Below are 24,659 nucleotides of genomic sequence, written 5' to 3' on the forward strand. Positions count from 1 at the left end.
ACCCGCTCTCCGGGACGACAGCCATAGTTAGCGACGGCCGACAGGCGACGCAAGGATGTGACGTACTACCCCACTACGGAGGAATGTCCGAAATGGCACGATTAAGAGGCTTCTGTAGGCCTCTGGGGGACCCTAATGACTACTATCGCCCCCAGTATGTGATCTGGCCCCTATGGGGCGCCTCACAGACCCGACCCCCGCCGTGTTACCCGGGTCACGCGTCCAGCCCGGTCCGGAGGCCAGGGCGACGCAGGCACAGGGCGGCTCCCCCAGAGGGCAACCGATCTGGTTCACGGGCGATTTGATTTGGGGTGTGGCAAGCGACTGCGGCAATGGCTGGTCGTCGCACGCCCACCCCGTGAGTCTCGGTGCCGTTGTCGCAGCGACGACTCTGATGCGCGTTGCGCGTTCACCGAGCCAGTGTTCGTAGCCTGGCGGGCCGCTCGGACCGGCCCGGGAACCGCGACACGGGCGCATGATCTACGGGACATCGCGAACGCCGTCCTCTACGTCAACCGGACGGGCATCCCGTGGGACTAGCTGCCGCACGACTCCCCTCCGTACATGACCGAGTACGTCCTGCTACGCGAAGTGGGACGTGGACGACACCGCTCATAGAATCCACGATCTACCGCGTGACAAGGCCCGCCGCACACAGGGCCGGCCTGCGACTCCCTCCGCAGCCCCGCCTCGTCGCACCCGTCCGTGCCGGAGCACGCGTCGACGCGGCCAGCTCGTCGAACGTCCTGAAGCCGGCACGCCCTGAACGACCGAAACCAATGCCCATGGGACATGGCTCCGGGTCACGGGCGCGGGAAGCGGACGCGCAGCGCAGTGATGCAGGTGTCCCGGGACGTGGGCCCGTCGAACCGGAGACGGTCGTATGCGGTGAACGCCGGTTCCAGCGCGTCGAGTTCATCGATCAAGGCGTGCAGCTGCTCCGCCCACTGCGCGGAGCCGGCATCCGGCTCGTTCGCTGAGGCACCGATCCGGGTGGTCAGACAGTCCTTGCGCTGAATGGTGGCCGGGGTCACCGCGTGCAGGCACACGTACTGTCCGCTGAGATACGCGTTCCACTCAGCCTTCCCGGTGAGCGGATCGGCCCAGTGAGCGGTGAACCATGCTTCGAGCTGATCCACGCCACCCGCTACGTCGGCGAGAGCGAACAGGTCGGCCGGCACCATCTCAGCACCGTCGGAGCGCAGATATCCCGGCAGCGGCAGACGCTGCCCCAGCATCAGCCGGCGGACCGCATCGCCATCGCGGCCATGGGCCGCGCATAGTTCCTCGAGACAGACGAACTGTGCGCTGACGTAGGCATCATCGGCTTCCGTCATCGGATGGTCGCCGTTGACCTCGCGGAACCGCTCGGCGAGCTGCTGTTTCAGGACGGTGTCCGACATTGAGTGGTCCTCCGGCGTCACCAGCGCGAGGGAACTCCCGCGCGGGGTTCCGCACGCTATCGGCCAGATGGTTCGGCCCTCACCGAACCATCGATGGACCAGAGCGAGGGCCGCCGGCCCTCTGACCGCGCGCACCGATCAACAGTTCTCGACCACCACTCTTGGCGCGCCTGCCCCTGACTTCAACGGACTTGTACGCGGACCGGACGATGTCGTCCAGCCGGGGAAGGCATCGCGGGGCTGTGTGTGGTGCTTGGCAGGTGTGCCCTCTTCAAGGTGCTGCCGCGATGGCAACTCCGCTTCATTACTGATGGCTTGGGCCGGCCGGTGCGGTCAGCCCAGCCCCACACCATGGAGGGCCACACTCTCCGAGGCGCAGGCCGGTGAGCCCGTCAGGGCGCATCGCGGATGGGGCGCCGATGGCTCAGCTCAGGCCGAGGCGAAGAAGCGGCGGCCGTCGGCCGTCCCGAGCGATGATCGGTTGGCCAGTTCGATACCGGCACGTGACAGGGCGAGCAGATGGGAGAGCCGTTCCCCTTCCCAGACCGCAAGCCGCCCGGCCGGAAGGTCCTGGTCCGGTGTCCATCCACGCAAGGCAGCCGCAAGAGTGGCCGCGTCGCCGAAGGCCTTGGAGGTCCCGGCGGCCGTGTGCGGGCGCACGGTTCCGGCGGCATCGCCGATCAAAGCCGCATGGTCGGCGACCATCTGGTGAGGCCGAACGTCGAAGACAGGTTGCATGAACACCTCCGAGCGCCGTACGAGTTCTGCGAACTGCGGCGGCAGAGACGCCTCCGCCGTGGCGACGAGCTCGGCGGCGATCTCCGGCACAAGCTGCCCGGGCGGCAGGAAAGTCGTGAACGTCGTCCCTGAACGGCCCTCGAGCAGCCGCGGCAGGCTGTGCTCGGGCACGTTTGTGTACCAGACCCAGTTGACGCGCCTGGCCCCCTCCCCCAGTTCGCCGTCCGGGCCCGGGACGACATAGCAGAGCATCTGCAGACCGTCCGAGCCGAAGAACGTGAACCGCCCGACCAGCAGCTCCAGCAGTTCCTGAGGCAGAGCCGATTCCTGCTCCAGGCCCCGCCAGGCCACGTACCCCGCGTACGCGGGCAGCGCAGCAGGATTGAGCAGCCGACGCGTCGCCGAGCCGATTCCGTCCGCGCCCACCAGGAAGTTGCCCCGCGCCGTGTACCCGTCGGCGAACTCGGCCGTGACCTCGGAACCCTCCACCCGAACCCGCCTCAGAGCACTGTCCAGGCGGTAGCAGACGTCGGAAAGGGGGTCCCGCAGCGCCCGATAGAGGGTGTCCCAAGAAGTCATCAGCTGGGGCGCCGCATACCGGGTGGTTCTGCCAGCTGGGTCGAGCTGCTGGCGTTCACGCAGTTCCACGCTCACCGATTGTGCGGACATTCCCAAGCGGACCAGCAGGGCCTCCACCTCGGGCTGCATGACGATCCCCGCTCCGCGGGCCTCCATCCTGCCCGCAGAGCGCTCGTACACAGCGGCTTCGGCCCCGACCGAGCGCATCTCGTGGGCTGCGGCGAGGCCCCCGACCGACCCACCAATGATCAGAGCCTGCAACTCGGTCCTCGGGTTCATCAGAAGCCCTTCCGCCGATGGCCCCCCGATCGGGTACTTCCATTTTCAGGCGAACCAGGGGCCGCCACATGCGCGCCCCTTCCGTGAAGACCTCAAGACGTCATTCCCGCGACGACGGCGACGGCCTCAGGTGGATGGCGCGGGCAACAGTGCTGGTGGCCGACCTGTTCGGGGCAGGCCGGGTTGCCAGCACCAGCGATGCGCGACGCTGCCTCGTGATCCTCGCCGCGGCTGTGACGGTCCTGCAGCCTCACCCAGCCGGTGGCTGCTGATCGCGGTGGCCGTGGTCTTCGGCGGGGTGGACGCGGTGTCCATGTCGGCGGTGGGGGGCGCGCCCGGCCGCCCGGACATGAGGGCGGCCGGACCGGTGTCACACACTGTCACGCGCGGAGCACCGCCTCTGGGCCGCCATGAACATTGTTTACCGATGCCGTGGTCCAGGGCGCGCCAGAGGTTCTGTGCCGCCGAGAGGCGGGAGTGGGTCAGGAGAGCCAGTCGGTGTAGCGGGTGGGGGCGAGGTCGGCGCCCTTGTCCGTGAGGACGTCGCCCTTGACGACGGCGAACATTCCGGCGGTGGGGTCGTTGACGACAGTGCGGTTGTCGCCCTTGTGGGACAGCGTGATCCGGCCCAGCTCGTCCAGGGTGAAGACTTCGGGGCCGGCGATGTTGCGGATGCCGTTCAGCGGGGTCCCCACCGCGACCTCCGCGACCGCGGCGGCCACGTCCTTGGCGGCGATCGGCTGGATGGGCGTGGCGGGCAGCCGGACGGTGTCGCCGTCGGTGGTCCAGGACAGGACGGCGTCCATGAACTCCATGAACTGCGTGGCCCGGACGATCGAGTACGGGATCGGCCCGGCCGCGAGGACGGTCTCCTGAAGTGCCTTGGCCCGGTAGTAGTCCAGCTCCGGCACCTGGTCCGTGCCGACGATCGAGAGGATGACGAAGTGACCGACGCCGCCCTTGTGGGCCGCGGCGAGAAGGTTGTCCATCGAGGTCTGGAAGAAGGCCGGGGAGGCCTCGTCGAAGGTGGGGGAGTTCGTCAGGTTGACGACGACGTCGGCTCCCGCCACCGCCTCGTCCAGTCCCTGGCCGGTGAGAACGTCGATGCCGGTGGACTTCGAGTGCGGTACCGCCTCGTGACCGGCGGCGTTCAGGTTCTTGACGACCTGGGACCCGATCAGCCCGGTACCGCCGATGACTGCGATCTTCATGGCATGCCTTTCCTCGGGAATATCTGCGCAATATGGAACATGAGTGGTCATGCGGGCGCGACATGGACACGCGCCCTTGCCGACCGGGAGCCGGGGATGTCAGTCACCGACGAACGTGACCGTCTCGCCGAGCGGCGCCCGACCCGTCCGCGTGCGATCCGCCGCGACGTCCTCGAACCCGATCGACATGCCACAGAAGAGCATCAACTCGTCCGGGGGTGACAGGACCTCCGCGACGCTCCTGTGGAACTTCGCCCACGCCATCTGCGGACAGCTGTGCAGCCCTTCGGCGCGGAGCAGCAGCATCACGGTCTGCAGATACATGCCGACATCGGACCACTGGGGCGCGCCCAGATCGCGGTCGATGTAGCAGAACAGGGCCGCGGGTGCGCCGAAACAGTCCCAGTTCGCGGAAGAGGCCCGCTGGCGCGCCTCGATGTCCTCGCGCGCAATGCCGAGCGCGCCGTAGCGCTGCTCACCGAACGCGGATCGGCGCTCGCGATACGGGGACTTCAGTGCGGACGGGTACTGCTCGTACTCCGACTCGTCCCAGGGGTCGCCCGTGGCCAGGCGCTCGCCGGCGCGCTTCTTGAGCTCGGCCAGCGGCCCGCCGGTCAGCACGTAGGCGTGCCACGGCTGAAGGTTTGATCCGGATGGCGCCCAGGCCGCGGCGGACAACACGCGCTCCAGCACCCCTCTCGGAACGGGCTGGTCGGTGAATCCGCGCACCGCCCGTCGGCTGGTGACCGCCTCGTAGACGTCCATGATCGCCCGACTCCCGTTCCGCTCGACGTGACTGTCTCCGTTACGATCACGATAGTATCATTCGATACAGTCTTGAGTGAAACTAGTGCCGCGCATGAACCCGCCCGGCACACCGCACATTGGAGAAACCCATGGCCACACTGCTGCACATCGACTCGTCCGTGCTCACCGGCGAGGCGTCCTCGTCCCGTTCGCTCACGGCCGCCTTCCGCGAGACCTGGCAGGAGCAGCACCCCCAGGGCACGGTGATCTACCGCGACCTCGCCGCCGACCCGGTCCCGCACATCACCGCCGCCGCTTGGTCCGCCGGGTACGCCGCACCGTCCGAGCGCACCCCCGAACAGTCCGCCGCGTTCGCCACGCGCGCGGTGCTCATCGAAGAACTGGAGCAGGCGGACGCCATCCTGATAGGCGCCCCGATGTACAACTTCTCGATCCCGTCGACCCTCAAGGCGTGGCTGGACAACGTGCTGCTGCTGGGCCGCACCGCGGGCGAGGCCCCCTCCGCCCAGGGCACCCCCGTCATCGTCGTCGCCAGCCGTGGCGGCTCGTACGCGCCGGGCACCCCGCGCGAAGGCTACGAGTTCGTGCAGAACTACCTGGAGGCCGTCCTCAAGGGAACCCTCGGCCTGGACCTCGACTTCATCGTCCCGGAACTCACCATGGCCCCCACCAACCCGGCCATGTCCGAGCTGGTCCCCCTCTACGAGGTTTCCCGCAAGCGCGCCTTCGAGGATGCAACCCTCAAGGCCAAGGAACTCGCTGAGCGCCTGGCCGCATAGTCCCCCGGCCCTGGACGCCGTGTGACGCCTCGCCCCGGGACGTCACACGGCGCCCTCTTCGCCCGAGCCCTCGCTGCGGGCAGCGGTGGCACTCCACCCCTGGCCGCAGGTGGCCCCGCCTTGGGGGGTGCGGCATTCGCCCCTGGAGGTGTGCCTCGCATCGGGAGAGACGACGACGATGCGGGCGAGAAAGGAGAACACGTTCCGCCGGCCCGCCAGGTATGCGGCGCGATGGCCGTGCCAACTCGACCCCCGTGGGTACTGCGGCCCTGACAGCCGCCCACGGCCAGGGCCGCAGCACCTACGGCCGGGTTCGCCGCGAAAGCAGCATCGAACGGCGCATGAAACGCGCGCCCACCCGACAGGCGACCGGTGCACGGGTGCGCTTACGCTCCTCCGCCTGCGGGATAGGTGAACCGGGTCAGCAGGTCCGTCAGCTGCTCGGGCTCACCGGACCGCAATTCGGCCACCAGGCGTTCAGCCAGCGGCTCCGCCGCCACATGGGCTGCATCGAAGAGCTCGAGCCCCTGAGGCGTGATCTCCACTGCCCGCACCCGCCGGTCCCCCGGAACGGCCTTGCGTACGGCCAGCCCTCGACGCTCCAGGTCGTCCACGACCCGCATGATTCCCGCCTTGTCCGACCCTGTCGCCGCCACCAAGTCCCGCTGCACCGTGGCCCCACGGTCGACCAGCACGATCAGCACGGCGAAATGCCGCAACTCGATACCCAGCGGCCGAAGCGCCTCCTCCATCACCGCGGCCGCGCGCCAGTGCGCCCGGCGCAGCAACAGGCCAAGAGCGAAAGGTGAGGCGTCCCCAGGGCGGTCGGTGACGCGTGCGGGACTGGTCTCAGGAGGAACGTCGGCGGCCATGAGGCCACATTACAGCCATCTATTCGTTCGATACGGTCTCATTTGAAACTAAAGCCGACTGCCACTGAGGTGCTGTCGGCTTACTGAGCCTGCAAGTCCCGGTTCCCATCGCCGACCCCGCCCCGCTCGGAATTACGATTCTGGTTCCAGCCTGCAGCCTCTCCGCGCGAGGCACCGGCCTCCACTGCGGCTGGGACGATCCTTCGGTGCCACTGTCGATCGTCACCACCGGGTCCGCTATGAGCCCGCCGACCGGCCACACGGCCGGCTCCAGGACATGATCGACGGCGCCCGTGACATGAGGTCCGGCAGGCCGCGCTGTACGGAGCCGCTCGGACCTGAGCGAATCGCCAGCCTTCGCATAGGCCGACACAACCGCGTCGACGGCGTCCTCTACAACTACCTACATGCTGCGTGACCTGCATGGACCTACTCTTCGGCACGCACAGGGCCGACAGCCCGGGTGAGCCCCTGCGTCCCAGAGTTCAGGCGGAGAGATCCAGCCCGTCGAATGTGTTCGGGCTGTAGCGCGGCTTGGAGATTTCCCTGTCCGTCCAGCGTCGGTCTTCTGGATCAGGCCCTGAGGCGCCAGCCCCGTCGAACCGGCGCCCGACAGCTCAGAGCATCTCGGCGACCGGCTCCACCGTCTCCCAGCGGCTGAGGTACTCCGTCGCCGCGTGCGGGTCGAAGTCCCGGTTGCTGACCCGCCGGGTGCGCTCGAGCACGGCGTCGTCCTCGGGGAAGAGCTTCCGCAGCTTCAGCGTGGCGACGATGAAGTCGTCGCGGTCGGCGACGTTCACCCAGCGCTTGAGGTGGGCCGGAGAGCGCAGCGGCTGCGGGCGCAGCCGCCCGCGGATGATCGAGCGCAGCCCGAGCGGCGATCCGAAGGTGACGAGTAGCGGCAGCGGCTGGTCGAGCCGGTGCAGCGCCTCGTAGGCGACAATGGTGCCGAGTGAATGGGCAAGGACGGCCTTGGTGTCGGGGGTCACTCGGGACAGCACAGCCTCGATCGCGCTTTCCCGGACCCGCTCGTCGTCCAGGTAGGCGGCCACCTGCCCGAGGTGGAACGCGCCGGTGCTGGTGAGCGCGGCGAATCCGGAGCGGGCGATGGGGCCGAGCCGCCCCATCATCGAAATGAACATGCGCAGCGGCTCCAACGGCCCCTGCTCGGGGCCGACATCGACGGTCAGCTCCTCCAGGGCTTCCGCGGCCTCGTCGCTGTCTTGGGGGTCGGAGGCGTGTCGGCGGATGTTGTCGATGATGTCCCGGGCGACCTCCTCGCCGGTGGCCGCGATCGGGGCGGGCAGCCGTACGTCGAAGTCGTCGTGGGGCACGTAATCCTGGTACAGGTGGCGGTAGTAGGCCATGTCGATGGTCACCGCCCCGCCGTCAAGGCGGTCAGCCGCGTCAGCGTGGCCGTTGTCCCGCAGCGTGCGTGCGAGGGTTCGCGTCCAGTCCTCCCGCAGCCGCTGCTCGGTCTCGTGCTCGGGTCCGATGCCGTGCACCATGACCAGCTCTGCCATGCGTCTCCCTTTCGCCCGCGCTGCCGCCGTTCGCCAGCCCAACGCGTAGGGCCGGGGCGGCGGTTCCCCATGCCCGGGCACACCATAATGCGCGCATGACAGCCGAGCGCAGAACGCTGGTAATCGCTTCCCACTGGGACGTCCGCGAGAAGAAGGAAGAGGACAAGCTGATCCAACTAGAGCTGAACGCACGCGAGTTGACGGAGCTGTTATTGGACCCGAAGCGTGGTGCGTACGCACCCGCGCACGGTGACGGGCTGCTGCTGAACCCGCGGACGGTGTCCGAGGTGGCGCATGCCGTGGAGGAGGCGTTCCGGGAGGCGCAGGCGGCGCGTGCCTCCCTGCTACTCGGATTCCTCGGCCACGGGTTTCGCCCCGAGGGGGGCGATTTCCTCTTCCCCATCAGCTCCACACCGGCCGCGCCCGGCCCGGAGACGGCCTTCGATCTGCCCGGCGAGGTCGGCCGGATGACCAAGCGGTACGGCGGCGTGCCGGAGTTGACCCTCGTGGTCGACGGGTGCTTCTCCGGCCACGCCCTCCTGGCTGCGGTCGAGGGCTGGGTCAGGTCCGCCATGCAGGCCGGCCGCACGGTCGAGGTGCTGACCTCCTCCAACGACCGGGTCTCCTACGACCTGCAGTTCTCTCGGGTCCTCACCCGGCTCGTCCGCCACGGGGACATCCGGCTCGAACCGTTCCTGGAGACGAAGGCGGTACGTTTGAGGGTCCAGACTCTGCTCCAGCGTCAGATTCCGCAGGCGGTCTCGTTCAACGGGGGAACGGGCTCGCGCCAGGCCCCGTCGGAGGCGTGGATCGCCCGCAACGTGGCACACGACCACAAGCTGAGCGTGCTGGCTGGTTCTCCCGACCAGCAGGTCCTGGTGCCCGCTCTGCGCCACTTCCAGTCGCCCGCAGAACTGGCCCGCATCGCCCGGCTCGTCCGCCTGAACCGGCTCGTAGCGGTGGTCGGCGCGATGGGCACGGGCAAGACGACGATCGCCACCGCGCTCGCCCGCCCCGAGCTGCTGCCCGAGGACGAGGCGGACACCGCCGCGACGGTGTGCGCCGTCGTGCGACTCAGCGACGCCGCGTGGACGTCGGGGACGGCCGTCCAGCAGATGACCCGTCAGCTCCGCAGGTACCTGCCGGGTTTCGACACCGCGCGTACGGCGTACCGGGCACGCGTCCCCCAGGCGCAGCGCGTGCTGCTGCCGAGCACGGTGGCGGAGGTGGCAGGACCGCTCGGCCTGATGGATCCGCACGAGCCGGTGCGCGTGGTCGTCGACGGCCTCGACCAGGTGAAGGACCCGACGAGCCGCGCCGCACTGTTCACGGAGCTCGCAGCGCTGCGGGACGCAGCACCGGAGTGGTTCGGCGTGGTGACCACGGTCCAGGAGTGGGTGGCACTGCCCGAGGACTGGCGTCAGCTGCCGGTCCCGGTGCCCGACGACCGGAACGTGCGCGCCTATCTGCGGGCCCGGCGGGTATCGGAGGACGCCCAGCGGGTGATCCTCGCCCGGCGGGACGGGAACTGGCAGCTCACGAAGGTACTGGCCCATTTCGGCCCGTCCGAGGCGTCCGAGGTCGGTGAGGGACTTGCGGACGCCTACGACAAAGCGCTGATCCCGCTGCGGAACCAGGCCTCCCCGCACGGCGCCTCCGCCTGGCTCGACCCGGTCATGCTCGTCGTCGCCGGCTCCGGCCCCGGCATGACCCTGCCCCGGCCCCTGCTCGCCCGGGCGGCCGGCGAACTCGGCGGCCCGGCCGACGAGGAGGCGGTCGGCCTGGTGCTACGTCTCCTCGACGGTTTCATCGTCCGCGTGCCCGACCCGTCGGGCACCGAACTGCTCGGCATGTACCACCCGTCCCTCATCGAGTACGTGGCGGAGGAGCAGGACCTGGTGGAGGGGCATCGCGCGCTCTGCGATGCGCTGGAGATCATGGCTCCCATGGAACAGCACACGCCCGACGACCCTCTGCATCGCTACGCCGAGCAGGCCGAGCCCGAGCACATGTGGCAGGTGGCTCTCGCCGAGCCCGATGAGAACGCCGTCGCGGCGCTGTACGAGCGGCTCCTGGCGAGCCTGGAGCTGCGCGCCGCACCGGAGGCGACGGTGAACCGGGCCCGCTGGGCGAGCTGGGCCGAGCGCCTCGAGGAGCGCCTCGGCGCGGACGCTCCGGCGACCCTGCGCGCCCGGGCCCGCACTGCGTACTGGACGAGCAAGTCCGGGGCATACGGGCGGGCCCGCGAGCTGTACCGGGAACTGCTGCCGGACCAGCTGCGGGTGCTCGACGCAGACGATCCCGAGCTGCTCGAGACCCGCTCCCGCATCGCGTATGCGACCGGCGAGACGGGTGATTTCGCCGAGGCCGTGGCCCTGCACCGGCAGGTACTCGCCGACCAGGAGCGCCTCCTCGGCCCCGACGACCCGCACACCCTGGACACCCGGCACCACATCGCGTACTGGACGGGTCGCGGCGGCGCCCGGGAGGAGGGGCTGCGGCTGCACGAGGAGCTGCTGCCCGACCTGGAACATGCGCTGAGCCCGACGGACGTGGCCGTCCTGGAGGAGCGGCACTACATCGCGTACTGGCACGGCATGCTGGGCCGCTACGACCAGGCCCTGGAGCTGCACGCCGAGCTCCTGCGGGACCGGATCAAGGTGTTCGGTGAGGAGCACGAGCAGGTGGTGTTCAGCCGGATGAACATCTGCAGGTTCCTGGGCGATTCGGGGCGCCTCCAGGAGGCGCTTGACGGCTACGGCGAGCTGCTGCCGCTCGTCACCCGGGTCCGCGGCGCGTACCACCCGAACACCTTCCTGGTCCGGCTCAACACCGCGCGGTTCACGTGGGAGCTGGGCGACGCCGCGGGCGCGCTGCCGCTACACGAGGAGGTGCTCCGCGACCAGACGGAGGTGCTCGGCGACACTCACCCAGCCGCCATGATTACCCGCTACAACATCGCCATGCTGAAGGCCGAGCTCGGCGACCCGGTCACGGCGCTCGCCGAACTGGACGTCCTGCTGGAGCAGCGGCTGGCGCGCTACGCCAACCCCAAGCACCCGGAGGTCATCACGACGAGGTTCGGTCGGGCCCGGACCCTGGCGCGGCTGGAAGAGGTGGAACCGGCGGTGGCCTTGCTCCGCGAGGTCGTCGCCGACCGTGCCCGGGTCCTGGGCGAGAAGCACCGGGACACGCGCGAGGCGCGGGAGGTACTGGACGGGCTGCTGGGCGGGTGACCGGGGAGCACCGAACCGGGTTGCCGGAATGCGATCGTTCCCGCAAGCGTTAATCCTGACCGCTGTTGTGACCGCACGCCGAAGGCGACCTCGGCCGGGCCGTCGTAATCGGCTCCACCATCGTCCGCGCTCAACAACACGCCGGTCGGGGCCCGTCAGAAGGGGCCCCGACCGGCGAGCCGTACGACCCTGCCTCGGACGGTCCCGCGACGGGCTGACACCCAAAACCCACCTCGCCGCCGAGGCCGCTGCAGCCCCCTGCCCTTCCTCCATCACGCCCGGACAGGCCAGCGACGCACCCGGTGCTCCCCGACGGCTCATCGAGGCGTCGTGTCATGGGTGCGGCGCAGCACAGCAGTCAGCTTCGTCGTCTGGTGCATGCAGCCGTAGTGCCGGGTACGCCCCGGACGGCATCCTCACCCTCGGCGTCGACGGGTCGCCCGTCCAAACAGGCTCCGGCGGCATAAGCCCATGAGGGCCGACGGCGTCCGGCTCACTGTCCGGCCCAGTGTGGCCGCTGCCCGGGCGAACCTCGTGGCGTCGACGACGGCCGCACCGCCCATGTCGTTGTTGAAGTACACGTACACGTCGTCCCGGTCCGGCCAGGCGTCGGCGATGCGTCCGGCCCAGGACTTCAATGCCTGCCGGCCATAGCGGGGCGGCGGCTGGGCGATGCCGCCGTGGAAGCGCACGTACCCCCAGGACGCGGTACGCCACAGGGGCGTCACCGGCCGTGATCCCCGGTCCGCCCAGCACAGCGCGCTGCCGTGCCGCTCCAGCACCGCCCGAAGCTCCCGCCCTGCGTCCCACCACGAGGTGTGCCGCAGTTCAACAGCTACCCGAACCGTGCTCGGAAAGCAGCCCAGGCACGCATCCAGCGCCCCGACGTCCTCCCGGAGGTGGGGCGGCAATTGCAGCAGTACGGGCCCCAGGCGGGCACCAAGGCCCTCGGCACGGTCCAGCAGACGGTGCACCGGCTCCTCGGGGTCGTGCAGCCGCTTCATATGGGTCAGATAGCGGCTGGCCTTGACCGCCATGACGAACCCCTCAGGCGTCCGTTCCCGCCAAGACCCGAAGATCTCCTTCGTCGGAAGCCGGTAGAAGGCGTTGTTGTTCTCGACGGTCGCGAATCGCCGGGCGTACTCCTCCAGCCACAACCGCTGCGGCAGGCCGGACGGGTAGAGAGCGCCGCGCCAGTCCTCGTACTGCCACCCCGAGGTTCCGACGAGCATGGGCATGCCCGACCCCTACCCGTGAGAAATGGAGATATCCGTAACGGATCGTGAGGAAATAGCTGAATGAGCCCACACGGAGGGATTCTGGAAACTGCTGGAATCGGCGCGACCGGAGCCTGAGGAGGCACGTCATGACACACGCCGAGGAGTGGAAGGTCGGCGTCTACTTGACCGAGGAGGACGGCGTCACCAGAGCCCGGGCAGTGCTCGCCAACGGGAAGACGCAGATGGTCGGACACGGCAAGGCGCGCTGCAATCCCCAGGACGTGGAAATCCCCGCGATCGGGGACGAGCTCGCGGCAAGCCGGGCGATGCGCGACCTGGCCGGTCAGCTCATGCACGCCGCAGACCGGGACCTGGCGGCGGTGGGCGCCCTTCCCGATCCGCCGCGCACCGCCTACGGCCGGCCGGACGACGCGGGTCTGACGAGGTAGTCAGCCGCGCTGCCACGGCCGAGCGTCGTACAGGGCGAAGGCGTGCGCGGCCCCGGCGACGATCCCGTACATGGCGCTGAGCGGGGTCACGTCGTGCAGGGCCACGAAGCCCGCGTCCTCATGGTCGATACCGCGCGATCGCGCATGCCGGAACGACTGATCCCCTGGAGCGTCGACATCGCCCTCGGCTGAGGGGGACACGGCCGACCGCTCACAGGCTTCCGGTTGTCGGGTGCCGGACGGACCATGGAAGGGAGCCCGGACTGTGGTCGGGGCTGCGGTACCTGTCTCCTGTCGCGGGTGATGGCGATGAAGGGTTTGATCCGGATCGGGAGTGTGTGGGGAGTGGCGGTGCGGGCGCACTGGAGCGTGCCGTTGATCATGCTTCTCTTCGCGTACGGTCTGGCCGGCCGGACCCTGCCCGTGTACGCGCCGGGCTGGGCGCCGGTGGCGTACGCGGTCGCCGGGGTGGTCGGTGCTCTGTTGTTGCTGGCGAGTCTGGTCGTGCATGAGGCGGCGCATGCGCTGGCGGCCCGCCGAGCCGGGATACCGGTGCGGGACGTGACGCTGTGGGCGCTCGGTGGAATGACCAGGATGGACCGGCCGACGACGGCGCGGGCGGCGTTCGCGGTCGCCGTCAGCGGTCCGCTGGCCAGCCTCCTGCTCGGCGGAGCCACCATCGCAGGCGCGGTGGGGGTCCATGCGGTGCTGGGCTGGCGGATGCCGGTCGCCGTGCTGGCCTGGCTGGGTGGCATGAACGTGCTGCTGGGCGTCTTCAACCTGTTGCCGGCCACGCCGCTGGACGGGGGCCGGGTGCTCCAGGCCGTGTTGTGGTGGCGTACGCGGGACCGGGAGCGGGCCCAGCTGGCGGCGGGGCGCAGCGGACAGGTCATCGGCATGGCGCTGGCCGTGCTGGGCTGGCTGGCGTTCGCGCGGGGTGCGTCGGGCGGACTGTGGCTGATGGTCATCGGCGTGTTCGTGGCGGTCACCGCCACGGCCGAACGGCGGTGGGCCCAGCTGTCCATGGCCGTGCGCGGCCTGCGGGTGACTCAGGCGATGACCAGCCCGGTGGTCACCGGTCCCGAGTGGCTGACCGTGGACCGCTTTCTTGCCGACGTGGCGGCTCAGACGCGACATTCGGTGCTGGCGCTGGTGGACTTCGAGGGCCGCCCCAGCGGGGTCGTGCAACTACGCAGGCTGACTGCCGTGCCGTCCGGGCGGCAGCAGGCACTGCGGGTACGAGACCTGGCGACCCCACTGTCCAAGTGCACGCTCGCCGCATCCGACGAGTTGCTGACCGCCGTCCTGGAGCGCCTCGTCGCCGGCGCCGGACTGCCCATCCTGGTCGTGGACGGCGGCCGCCTCGGCGGGATCGTCACCGCGCACGACATTCAACGGCTCTACCAGCGGAATCCGGCGGGGCAGGGCGGAGCGGCACCTACCGGCGGCGGTGGCGGCAGCTGCCCTGGTAGTGATCCGTAGCCGTCAGCCCGCCTCACCCTGTACCTCCCGCAGCCCGCCGTTTCCGCAGGCGGCCGGTCATCCCACACCTCCACCGACAAGGCCGGGGTGTGGCGTGGCCGCCGCTTTGCAGATGGACTCGCCCGTCGCGTGCGGCGCCGAACGGGGCGCCGTCCTCCGGCTTGGTCCCGTTCACTCGTGCCGTCCGCATCCTCCGGCCACAATGCGTAGAAGTCGACGTCCGCGTCCATCTGCTGCCCGCTGACCAGCCCCATCGGGCACACCCCTTCTTCTTGCGTGCAGCGCTATCGACCAGCCCAGCCCCGGCAGACACCTGGACGACAAGCCGCCCCTCGTGGCGAACGGTTAAGTCCCGGTCATTACCCCCTGCTGAGTCTCAGCCGAAGCCTCGGCCGTACGTCCGAGCCGTGGCACCGGCACGGCCAGCGCCGCGATGCCCGCTATCACCGCCGCCAAGCCGAAGCCTGCGGCGTAGCCGGCGGCACCGATCAGGGCACCGAGCAGAGGTGGAGTCAGAGAAGCGGCCAGGTTCTGGCCGGTGTTCTGGACACCCATGGCACGGCCCGACCAGGAGCGGCCCGCGAGTTCCGCGACCGCGGTGAAGGCCAGGCCGTTGGTACTGGCCGTGATGCCGCAGGCGATGATCAGCAGGGCATCCGAGGCCGGCGAGGGCCACAGCGCGCAGAGTGCGGTCAAGGCGAGCACCGCGGCTGTGGCGTAGGCCAGTTGGCGCATGGGACGCACCCGGCTGGCGACGCGGTCCGACCAACGGCCTGCCACCACGCGGGAGAGGGCGCCGAGGACCTGGGCGAGGGCGATGAGCTGGCCGGCCGCGACGGCACCGTAACCACGTACGTCCACCAGGAAGACCAGGGCGAAGGCGCTTGCCGTGAACTGGGGTACGCACAGCAGGGCGCTGGCGCCGTGGATGCGCCACAGTGAAGGGTTGCGGTACGGGGTGCCGGACTGTTCCTCGGATTTGGTGTCCGAAGTCGGCTTCGCCTGAGGGGGATTGACTGTCAGGGTTGCCACCAGGAGGGCGAACAGGGCGCACAGCGCGGCGCAGAAGACGCCCGGGCCCGGTATCCCGAAGGATTGTGAGAGTGCGGGGATGCACAGCGCCGCGACGCCCATGCCCAGCGGCGTCGACGTCTGCCGGATGCCCATCGCCAGGCCGCGTTCCTCGGCGGAGAACCACCCCATCACCAGGCGCCCGCTGGCTGCGTACACGGAGGCGCTGGCCGCCCCGGACAGGGCGAAGAGGAGGCCGAGTGGGACCAGGCCGTTGACCTGGGTGCCCAGGGCGAGGAGTACCGCGGTCGCCGTCAGGCCCGCCGTGATGACGATGCGTTCGCCGATGCGGTCGGCGAGTGCGCCCCAGGCGACGAGGGCGAGGACCAGGCCCGCGGTGGGGCAGGCGACGACAAGGCCGACCTGGCTGAGACTCAGGGAGCTGTCGTGGCGCAGCTCGTCGGACATGTAGGGCAGTCCGTAGACGAAGACACAGGCGACGGTCTGCGCCCCGGTGCCCAGCGCAAGGATCAGCCAGCGCCGCATATGGGGGTCCTCTCTTAGTACTCTCCGCCAGCCCTGATGACAGGCATCAGGAGCGCTCCGACGAAGCCGCCGAGTTATCGGTGGTCGATACAACCACCATGACACCTTCTCCATTATCTGAGATAGATCGTCTCGCCATGCGGTCATTACGGATGGCGATCAGCCGGCCGCCGATGCCGAGCAGGGCCCTCACCGCCATGACCGCGAGGGCCACGCCCACCCCGCCCGACGAGGTCGGAGGTGCTGAGGACCGAGCCGAAGATGGCGACGGAGACGAGTACGCCGCTCTTGCGGAGCGTGTTCTGCACGCCGGAGGCGAGTCCTGCCTGTTCGCCGGGGGGTACTGGAGGGCACGATCGAGGCGGCCGCGGAGGGCAGGAAGTGTGGATCCGGCGCCGACGAGGAAGGCACCGACGGCGATACGCGCGTACGGCGTCGAGGCGTCAGTGCCGTACAGGGCGAGCGCGCCGAGCAGTAGCGCGACGAAGCCGGTGACGAGCATGACCGGGTGCCCGAAGCGCTTGGACAGCGGCCGATAGAGGGCGAGGGGGCCAGGACTGTGCCGACGGCATCGGGAGCAGGGCCCGGCCGGTGGCGCCCGGGGTCCAGTCGCTGGCCTGCTGGGAGTAGAGCTCCCCCGCAGGCCAGACAACGGACTCGATGACTCTCACTGCTCCCGCTGTCGCGGCCGCAGCCCCATGAACGACAGCAGCCCATACCGTGTGCAGAAATCACTCGATGTGTGGACGCAGATCCCAGTTGGATTCGCGATCAACCGGCGAACGGTGCGGTCTTGCCCCCTACTCTGAGGGAGTGGTTGGGCACGGACTCGGGGGAGGGCTGTTGTGGCGCGGGTGGTGCTGGTGCACGGAGTGGCTCAGCAGTTCGAGGGGCCGGAGCTGTTGTCGTTGCGTCTGGGTGCCGCGCTCCGTGACGGGGTGAAGCTGGCCACAGGGACGGCACTCCTGCCGGAGGACGTGGCGTGCGCGTTCTACGGGAACTGCTTCGTCGAGCCCGGGACGCGGTCGGGTGGTCTCCCTGCGTGGGACGAGCGCGATGTGGAGGACGGTCTGGAGGCCGAACTCCTCGAAGCATGGTGGCGCCGGGCGGTGGAGATCGACGACGCGGTGCCGCCCGTCGATGAGGAGGGGACGCGAGGGCCCGGCGGGTACGCCGCGTCCCGGCTGCTGCTCTCCCGGTGGGTGCGTGAGCGGCTGAACGCTCTGACGGAGGCCCGGTTCTTCCAGCCGGTGTCGGAGCGGATGCTGATCGGTGAGTTGAAGCAGGTGCGCCGGTATCTGGACGAGCCGCCGGTGTGGCAGGCCGCCCGCGCGGCGGTCGCGGCCGAGATCGGCCCCGACACCCGGGTCGTCGTGGCGCATTCACTGGGTTCGGTCGTCGCGTACGAGGCGCTGTGCGAGAACCCCGACTGGCCGGTGACGGATCTGGTGACGGTGGGCTCCCCGCTGGGTCTGCCGGTGATCCACCGGAGGCTGAGCCCGCTGCCGGTGGAGGGCCGTGGGGCGTGGCCCGGCGGGGTGGTGCGGTGGACGAACGTCGCCGATCCGGGTGACATCGTCGCGCTGGTTGGCGCGCTGGCCCCGCGGTTCGCGTCCGGACCCGGCAACGACGTGGCCGACCGGACGATCACCAACGGGGTGCGGATGCACGACTTCGAGCGCTATCTGACTGCGCCGAAGACCGGGACCGCCGTCGCCGCCGGGCTGCGGGAGCCGCACGCATGACATCCGCCGCACCCGCCGCAGACCCCGAACACGCCGTGTCGGGGCGCCGGTTCCTGATCGCGGCCGGTGTCGGCACGTTCCGGCATCCGGGCATCGACGGCCTGCCCGGCGTCCCGGCGGACGTGCGCCGCGTACGGGAGCTGCTCGAGCCGATGGGATACACCCCCGTCCTCACCGACCTGGCCACCGACCCGACCCGGGACGCGCTCGCCGAGGGCATCGAGGACTGGACCCTGGAGACGTCCCTGGGACCGGACGACGTCGTCGTCGTGTACTTCGCCGGACACGGCGTCCACGAGGAGGACCGCCACTACCTACTCTGCAACGACACCAGGCCCGGCCGCTGGACCCGGGCACTGGCCGCCGAAGACCTGGCCCGCCCGCTGGTGAAGAGCCCGGTCGGACATCTGCTGGTCATGCTCGACACCTGCTACGCCGGGGCCGGCACAGCGGACATCAGCCGGCTCGCCGCCGACCTGGCGGACCTGCACCGCGGGCGGGCCAACCGCTGGCACCTGGCGGCCGCCCGCGCCAGGGACCGGGCGCGGGAGAACGTGTTCGTCGACGCCCTCGCCGACGTCTTCGCCCACCCCCGCCACGGCGCCACCCAGCAGTACGTGAGCGTGCGCGAGGTCACCGAACGCGTCAACAACCACTTCAGAGCCCACCGCCCCGGCCAGCAGGCCCGGTTGACCACCACCGAGACCGACGGCCAGGACCCCTTCTTCCCCAGCCCCCTCTACCTGCCCGGACTGCCCGCCGACGGCATCGACCTGGCCGGCCTCGCCCTGCTGCGCCGCCGCCACGCCGGGCACTTCGATCCCCGTAGCCGCGGCCTCGAACACGCCGGGGAACGCGGCGACTACTTCACCGGCCGCGCCCGCGCCCTGGCCGACCTCGCCGCGTTCCTCACCGCCCCGGACGCGGACCACGACCGCAAGGCCCGCGTCGTCACCGGCGACCCCGGCTCAGGCAAGTCGGCACTACTGGGACGCCTCCTGACCCTGACCGACCCCGACACTCCGAGGACGCGCGCGGTCCCGGATGCCTCCGGCGGCGAACAGCTGCCACCTCCGACATATCCCTCCGTGATCGCCCTGCACGCCCGCCGGGCCTCCCTGGCCGACCTGGTGACCGACCTCGCCGCAGCCCTGCACCTGCCCGCCCCCGCCGACCGCGACACCGTGCTGACCGCACTGTCCGCCCGCACCAACCCCGTCGCCGTCCTCGTGGACTCCCTCGACGAGGCCGGAACCGCGGGCGACACCCAAGAAAGCCGACGCATCGCCGGCGAACTCCTCCAACCCCTCTCCACCCTCTCCGCGGTACGGCTCGTCGTCGGCACCCGGCGCCCCCAGATCCCCTCCCTCGGCCACGCCGTACACGTCCTCGACCTCGACGCGCCGGAACACATCACCCGCGCCGAGATCACCGCGTACGCCCGCGCCGTCCTCGAAGACGCCCAGGACCCCGACAGCCGCTCCCCCTACCGCCACGACCCCGCCCTCGCCGCCACGATCGCCGACGGCATCGCCGAACGAGCCCGGTTCTCCTACCTCGTCGCCCGCATGACGGCACGCACCCTCGTCCACGGGCAGATCACCGTCGACACCGGTCGCCCCGACTGGCGCGAGCGCCTCCCCAGCGACGCCAAGGAAGCCTTCGCCGCCTACCTCGACCGCTTCGGCCCCGACCGCCCCAAGGCCGAACGCCTCCTGCGCCCCCTCGCCTACGCCCAGGGCGCCGGCCTGCCCTGGTCCACGCTCTGGGCCCCCCTCGCCGAGGCGCTGTCCGGCCTGCCCTGCTCCCAGGACGACCTCGACTGGCTCCACCGGCACGCAGGCGCCTACATCATCGAGACGCCCACCCCGGACGGATCCGCCTACCGCCTCTTCCACGAGACCATGGCCGAACACCTGCGCCGCACCGGCCACGAACACGAAGACCACGCCACCATCGCCCGCACCCTCACCGCCCTGGTCCACAAAGACCCTGCCACCGGCGTGAACGACTGGCCCGCGGCCCACCCGTACATCCGCCACCACGCGGCAACACACGCGGCTGCAGGCGGCGTCCTGACGGGGTTGCTGTCCGACCCCGAGTACCTCGTCCACGCCGCCCCTGCCCCGCTGCTGCGCGCCCTGGACACAGTGACGGCCCCGACGCACCGCATCGTCGCCGACATCTACCGCGCCTCGGCCGCCGCTCACGCACCGCTGCCTGCGGACGCCCGCCGCGACATCCTGGCGATCGACGCGGCCCGCTACGCGTACCCTCAGCTCGCCGCCGAACTCGCTCGGACCCGCCCATGGGCGCCACTCTGGGCTACGGGCAGCCTTGTTCACCCCGCGCACCGGGCCACTCTCACCGGCCACACAGGCAGGGTCAGCCGTGTAGCCGTGGTGGAGATCGACAACCGCCCCCACGCCGTCACCGCCGGCGAGGACGGGACGGTGCGCGTGTGGGATGTGGCCTCCGGCACCGAACGCGCCGTCCTCGCCGGTCACACCGGCGTCGTGATCGCGGTGGCGGAGTCCGAGATCGACAACCGTCCCCATTTCCTCACGAGCCACAGCGACGGGACGGTGCGGGTGTGGGATCTGGTCACTGGTTCCGAACGCGCCGCGTTCACCGGCCACACCAATTGGGTCGATGCGCTGGCGGTGTCGAAGATCGGGGGCCGTTCCCACATCCTCACGGCCGGCAGGGACGGGACAGTGCGGGTGCGTGACCTGGCCTCCGACACCGAACGCGCTTTCCTCTACGGTCACACCGGCAGGGTGACAGCAGTGGCGATGGTCGAGCTCGACGACCGTCCTCACGCTCTCGTCGGTCAGGATGACGGGACGGTGCGGGTGTGGGATCTGGTCTCCGGCTTCGAACGCTTTGCTCTCACCGGCCACTTCCACGGCGTGTACGCGGTAGTGGTGACGGAGATCGACAATCGTCCGCACGCTCTGACCGCCGGTGGCGACGGGACAGCACGCGTGTGGGATCTGGTCACCGGCTCCGAACGCGCCGTCCTCGCCGGCCACTTCGCCGGCGTGAACGCGGTGGCGGTGGTGGAGATCGACAACCGCCTCCACGCTGTCACCGCCAGCGATGACAAGACAGTGCGGGTATGGGATCTGGTTTCTGGCTCTGAACGTACTGTCCTCACCGGCCACACAGGCCGTGTGACGGCGGTGGCGGTGACCGTGCTCGACAACCGCCTCCATGCCGTCACCTCCAGCGATGACGAGACGGTGCGGGTATGGGATCTGGCTTCAGGCACCGACCATGACGCACTCAGCAACCACACCCGTTGGGTGAGCGCGCTGACGACGGCGGAGATCTACGACTCCCCCTACGTCCTCACCGGCGACGGCGGGACGGTGCGGGTGCGCGAACTGGCCACTGGCACCGAACAGGCCGCCCTCACCGACCGCGACCGCTTGGTGACCGCATTGGTGGTGACGGAGACCGACAACCGTCCCCACGTGCTCATCGGTGGCGACGACGTGGTGCGGTTGTGGGACCTGACCACCGGCACGGAACGGGCCGCCCTCACCGACCACGACCGCTTGGCGTTCGCGGTGGCGATGGCGGTGACGGAGACCGACAACCGCCCCCACGCCGTCACCGCCGGCCATGACGCGACGGTGCGGTTGTGGGATCTGGCTTCAGGCACCGAACGCGCCGCCCTCAGCGGTCAATCGGGTTGGGTGGGTTCGGTCGCGGTGACCGAGATCGGCCACCGTCCCCACGCCCTCTTCACCGACGGCGAGACGGTGCGGGTGTGGGATCTGTCTTCCCACACCGAACGCACCGCCCTTACCGGCCACATCGGTCGCGTGAACGCGGTGGCGGTGACCCAGCTCCACGACCTTCCCTTCGCCGTCACCACGGGCAACGACCGGACAGTGCGGTTGTGGGATCTGGTCTCCGGCACGGAACGTGCCGTCCTCACCGGCCACACCGACGAGGTGAAGGCGGTGGCGGTGACGGAGATCGACCATCGCCTTCATGCCATCACCACCAGCGAGGACGCTTCGGTGCGGGTATGGGACCTGCTCACCAGCCGCGTGGTGGCGGCGCTCGCACTCCCCCTGCCGGCACATATGGTCTCGGCGCACGGCGATGTCATCGTCCTGGCCATGGCCCACGAAGTCCTCACGCTCCAGCGCACCCACACCCCATGACCAAGTCTCAACAGACCCGGCCGAACCAGACTCTGGCCGAAGCCGCCCAATCGGCGCCATGTGTTCGACATGCCACCTGTACGCCGTCACCCGATGCTGTGGGGCTCACAAAGTAATAGCTGCACGTCGCGACCATCGCGCGGTCTGTACTGCAACCCTGCCCGCGTGATCGCCCCACTGCTGCACCAAGTCGCCCGCAAGCTGCTGCCCGTTCCCGGGGGGCAGAGGCGATCGTGCCACGACGGCCAACGCCCCACGACGAGCCTGGAGGACCTCGGCCTTCTCATCAAAGGGGACGGGGAGCCCAACGCCTGGCCTCGCAGCAAGCGCAAGGGCGCGTACAGGCCGAAGTACGGAGCGGATCTGGCAGGCGACGAAGGCAAGGGGACGGCCACGAGCCACGCCCACACGCTGGAGCGGCACGTCGAGGTCAGCACGCAGGATCTCCGGGCCCGCCTTCGGGGGGATGCGAACCTGGACGATGCCTCACGCTATGTCGACCAGGCCTCTGCCCAGAAGCACACCCACGCCGTTGTTCTAAAGCACCAGAAGGAAATCGAGGAGTGGCTGAACAACGGGAAGCCCGCAGGCAAGAAAGACTTCACCGTAGGCCTGGGCGAGGCCACAGGGTTGAGTTTGTCGCGTAGCAACTTCAGAAACGGCCTGCCCCAGAATGGGTCACCGGCGCAACCGTGGTGCTGAAGAAGGATCCGACCGCTGCGCTGGGCTACCGAGTCCTGACCTCCTACCCCACCACCCCATGAACACCACACCGGACAGGCATCCCATGACGCCGACGCCAACCGACCGTTTCCGCGAACTGCGCGACCTGCTCCGCGCTTACGAATCGACTGGACACACCTTCGACGACACTCTGGAGACACCCGGCACCGCGCTGAGTTCCTATGTGCGTACTGCAGCGTTCGCACCCGAGCGAGCGGAAGCCGCCGCGCGAGAGATCGACGACCTCCTCGCCGCCGGTCTGTTCAGCGACGATATCGCCGACGACGTTGACCTCCTGCCTCACATCGAGCCCCCCAAGGGCGTCGGTGTTGAGGAGTGCCTGCGTGTAGTACGACACCATCTGAGCAACTTCCTGCTGAGGCGCCCCGCGCCCAAGGCCGGCTTCTGCCCGCAGACTTCGTGGGAATGGCGGCACCGCTTTCCAGCTCTCTCACACCTGTTGACGTCCTACTTCCATCAGGACTTCTCGCTGGAGTACCAGTCCCGGGGAGAGGCGATCGACGACTACCTCGCGATCGAGGCGCGGGAAGACCAAGAGGCCGTTGATCAGGAAGTTGACGGATTCCTCGCTGTCAACACGAGCGACGACGACCTGAAGGAAGCCACTCGCGTTCTCGGCCTGCGGATCGCTCCGCCCGATGATGTGACGTTGCGTCAATGGCTCCTCGACATTCAAGGCATCCTCCGTCACCACGGGCGTCAATAACCCGACAGGCCGCGAGCGGGATGCTCTCTGTGGGTGCCCGAAACTCAACCACCGCTGCTGACTTGGGCCTTGTGGTCGGGGCCAGGCAAGGCTAGATCCTGAGGTATGGCTCTGCGACTGCTGTATCTGATGAAGGTAACCCTTCACCTGCAACCCCTTGCCCCGCGGTGCTGTCACTCCCTGTCCGAGATTCCAGACTCCACTGCCGACCGTTGACGAACTGTCAGAACCAGCGCAGCGCAACATCCAGAATTGCGCTGAGAGGACGGTCAGTTCGGCTCATTCTGACGGGTTATCCGTAGGCATTGATGTGTCGGTCAAGCGCCACACAATCAGCGGCCCATCCAGCCCCCGTCCACAGGGAGCACCACCCCATTGACATAGTCCGAGGCCGGCGAGGCGAGGAAGACGGCCGCACCCGCCAGATCCTCCGGCCGGCCCCAGCGACCGGCCGGGATGCGGCTGAGGATGTCGGCGCTGCGCCGTGTGTCGTCCTGGAGTGCCTGGGTGTTGTCGGTGGCGATGTAGCCGGGGGCGAGGGCGTTGACCGTGACGCCGGACGCGGCCCATTCGTTGGCGAGAGCCTTGGTGAGGCCGGCGACAGCCGACTTGGCGGCGGTATACGCGCTGACGTTGATGCCTCCCTGGAAGCTCAGCAGTGAAGCGGTAAAGATGATCTTGCCTCGGCCGCGCTCGACCATGCGGCGGCCGATCTCGCGGGTGAGGAAGAACTGGCTGTTCAGGTCCACCTCTATGACGTGGTCCCACACGTCATCCGGGTATTCGGCCGCCGGATGCCGGGCGATGGTGCCGGCGTTGTTGACGAGGATGTCGACGGGGCCGTGATCACGCTCGACGTTCTCAGCGAAGCGCTGGACCGCGGCACGGTCGGCGAAGTCGACCTGGTGACCGGCGAAGGAAACCCCGGCCTCCCGGACCCGCTTCTCGACATCGCTGCCGTCCGGTTCCAACTGGGCACTGACGCCGACGATGTCCGCGCCGGCCTGCGCCAGCGCCTGGGCCATGGCCAGCCCGATGCCCCGGCGGCAGCCGGTGACAAGGGCTCGCTTGCCCTGCAGGGAGAAGGGAGAGGGACGCACGGGAACTCCTGTCGGTCGAACGGCGAGAGAGGAAGGATACGAGCGAGGAGAAGGACGAGAAGCCGAAGAGAGGGTGGGGGGAGAAAG

The 24,659-nt window shown here is 69.5% G+C and carries 17 protein-coding genes; 8 read left to right on the top strand and 9 right to left on the bottom strand.

Translation table 11 applies throughout. The annotated features are described in order from the left end of the window. Window positions 1–803: 803 nt before the first annotated feature. The 4 genes from ACFC96_RS45180 to ACFC96_RS45195 form a co-directional block, all read right to left on the bottom strand. Window positions 804–1,403 (bottom strand): DUF6058 family natural product biosynthesis protein, encoded by a 600-nt coding sequence (locus tag ACFC96_RS45180; RefSeq protein ID WP_376618540.1) that lies wholly within the window; start codon window positions 1,401–1,403, stop codon window positions 804–806. Window positions 1,404–1,832: 429 nt separating this feature from the next. Beyond that, a complete protein-coding gene (locus tag ACFC96_RS45185) occupies window positions 1,833–2,999 on the bottom strand; it encodes a monooxygenase (RefSeq protein WP_376618542.1) in 1,167 nt (388 codons plus the stop codon). Between the two features lie 482 nt (window positions 3,000–3,481). Further along, window positions 3,482–4,210, bottom strand: a complete 729-nt coding sequence (locus ACFC96_RS45190) for an SDR family oxidoreductase (RefSeq protein ID WP_376618543.1) — start codon at window positions 4,208–4,210, stop codon at window positions 3,482–3,484. Window positions 4,211–4,309: 99 nt separating this feature from the next. Further along, window positions 4,310–4,975, bottom strand: a complete 666-nt coding sequence (locus tag ACFC96_RS45195) for a nitroreductase (protein ID WP_376224972.1) — start codon at window positions 4,973–4,975, stop codon at window positions 4,310–4,312. 131 nt (window positions 4,976–5,106) lie between these two features. Here ACFC96_RS45195 and ACFC96_RS45200 point away from each other — a divergent pair, with 131 nt between their 5' ends. Beyond that, complete coding sequence (locus ACFC96_RS45200; RefSeq protein ID WP_376618545.1) at window positions 5,107–5,757, top strand: FMN-dependent NADH-azoreductase; 651 nt, start codon at window positions 5,107–5,109, stop codon at window positions 5,755–5,757. 386 nt (window positions 5,758–6,143) lie between these two features. On the opposite strand, the gene ACFC96_RS45205 is transcribed toward ACFC96_RS45200, so the two are convergent. After that, complete coding sequence (locus ACFC96_RS45205; RefSeq protein WP_340458698.1) at window positions 6,144–6,629, bottom strand: MarR family transcriptional regulator; 486 nt, start codon at window positions 6,627–6,629, stop codon at window positions 6,144–6,146. Window positions 6,630–7,246: 617 nt separating this feature from the next. Then, window positions 7,247–8,152, bottom strand: coding sequence for a hypothetical protein (locus ACFC96_RS45210; protein ID WP_340458696.1), 906 nt, complete (start codon window positions 8,150–8,152; stop codon window positions 7,247–7,249). A gap of 95 nt (window positions 8,153–8,247) precedes the next feature. Between ACFC96_RS45210 and ACFC96_RS45215 the strand changes: the two genes are divergently transcribed. Beyond that, window positions 8,248–11,388, top strand: coding sequence for a tetratricopeptide repeat protein (locus tag ACFC96_RS45215; RefSeq protein ID WP_376618547.1), 3,141 nt, complete (start codon window positions 8,248–8,250; stop codon window positions 11,386–11,388). Between the two features lie 416 nt (window positions 11,389–11,804). Here the strand turns inward: ACFC96_RS45215 and ACFC96_RS45220 are convergent, their stop codons facing one another. Further along, window positions 11,805–12,626 carry a DUF72 domain-containing protein gene (locus ACFC96_RS45220; RefSeq protein ID WP_376252022.1) on the bottom strand — a complete coding sequence of 274 codons (822 nt, stop codon included), beginning with the start codon at window positions 12,624–12,626 and terminating at the stop codon, window positions 11,805–11,807. Window positions 12,627–12,754: 128 nt separating this feature from the next. Here ACFC96_RS45220 and ACFC96_RS45225 point away from each other — a divergent pair, with 128 nt between their 5' ends. Together ACFC96_RS45225 and ACFC96_RS45230 are read left to right on the top strand one after the other, a co-directional pair. Next, window positions 12,755–13,057 carry a DUF1876 domain-containing protein gene (locus ACFC96_RS45225; protein ID WP_376618549.1) on the top strand — a complete coding sequence of 101 codons (303 nt, stop codon included), beginning with the start codon at window positions 12,755–12,757 and terminating at the stop codon, window positions 13,055–13,057. A 309-nt stretch (window positions 13,058–13,366) separates the two neighbouring features. Next, entirely contained in the window at window positions 13,367–14,539 is a 1,173-nt protein-coding gene (locus ACFC96_RS45230; protein WP_376618551.1) for a site-2 protease family protein, read from the top strand. A 345-nt stretch (window positions 14,540–14,884) separates the two neighbouring features. Here ACFC96_RS45230 and ACFC96_RS45235 read toward each other — a convergent pair whose 3' ends face one another. Then, complete coding sequence (locus ACFC96_RS45235) at window positions 14,885–16,096, bottom strand: MFS transporter (protein ID WP_376618552.1); 1,212 nt, start codon at window positions 16,094–16,096, stop codon at window positions 14,885–14,887. A gap of 845 nt (window positions 16,097–16,941) precedes the next feature. Between ACFC96_RS45235 and ACFC96_RS45240 the strand changes: the two genes are divergently transcribed. From ACFC96_RS45240 to ACFC96_RS45255, 4 genes are all read left to right on the top strand, one after another. Next, window positions 16,942–17,841: an antibiotic ABC transporter ATP-binding protein gene (locus ACFC96_RS45240; RefSeq protein WP_376618554.1), complete on the top strand. Its 900-nt coding sequence runs from the start codon at window positions 16,942–16,944 to the stop codon at window positions 17,839–17,841. Next, window positions 17,838–22,022 carry a caspase family protein gene (locus ACFC96_RS45245; protein ID WP_376618556.1) on the top strand — a complete coding sequence of 1,395 codons (4,185 nt, stop codon included), beginning with the start codon at window positions 17,838–17,840 and terminating at the stop codon, window positions 22,020–22,022. The genes ACFC96_RS45240 and ACFC96_RS45245 overlap by 4 nt, the downstream gene beginning before the upstream one ends. A gap of 165 nt (window positions 22,023–22,187) precedes the next feature. Then, entirely contained in the window at window positions 22,188–22,724 is a 537-nt protein-coding gene (locus tag ACFC96_RS45250) for an RNase A-like domain-containing protein (protein ID WP_376251945.1), read from the top strand. 58 nt (window positions 22,725–22,782) lie between these two features. Further along, window positions 22,783–23,472, top strand: a complete 690-nt coding sequence (locus ACFC96_RS45255) for a contact-dependent growth inhibition system immunity protein (RefSeq protein ID WP_376618558.1) — start codon at window positions 22,783–22,785, stop codon at window positions 23,470–23,472. Between the two features lie 332 nt (window positions 23,473–23,804). Here ACFC96_RS45255 and ACFC96_RS45260 read toward each other — a convergent pair whose 3' ends face one another. Next, window positions 23,805–24,572 carry an SDR family oxidoreductase gene (locus tag ACFC96_RS45260; RefSeq protein WP_376618560.1) on the bottom strand — a complete coding sequence of 256 codons (768 nt, stop codon included), beginning with the start codon at window positions 24,570–24,572 and terminating at the stop codon, window positions 23,805–23,807. Window positions 24,573–24,659 lie beyond the last annotated feature (87 nt).

The organism is Streptomyces sp. NPDC055955 (assembly GCF_042270245.1).
GTDB lineage: Bacteria > Actinomycetota > Actinomycetes > Streptomycetales > Streptomycetaceae > Streptomyces.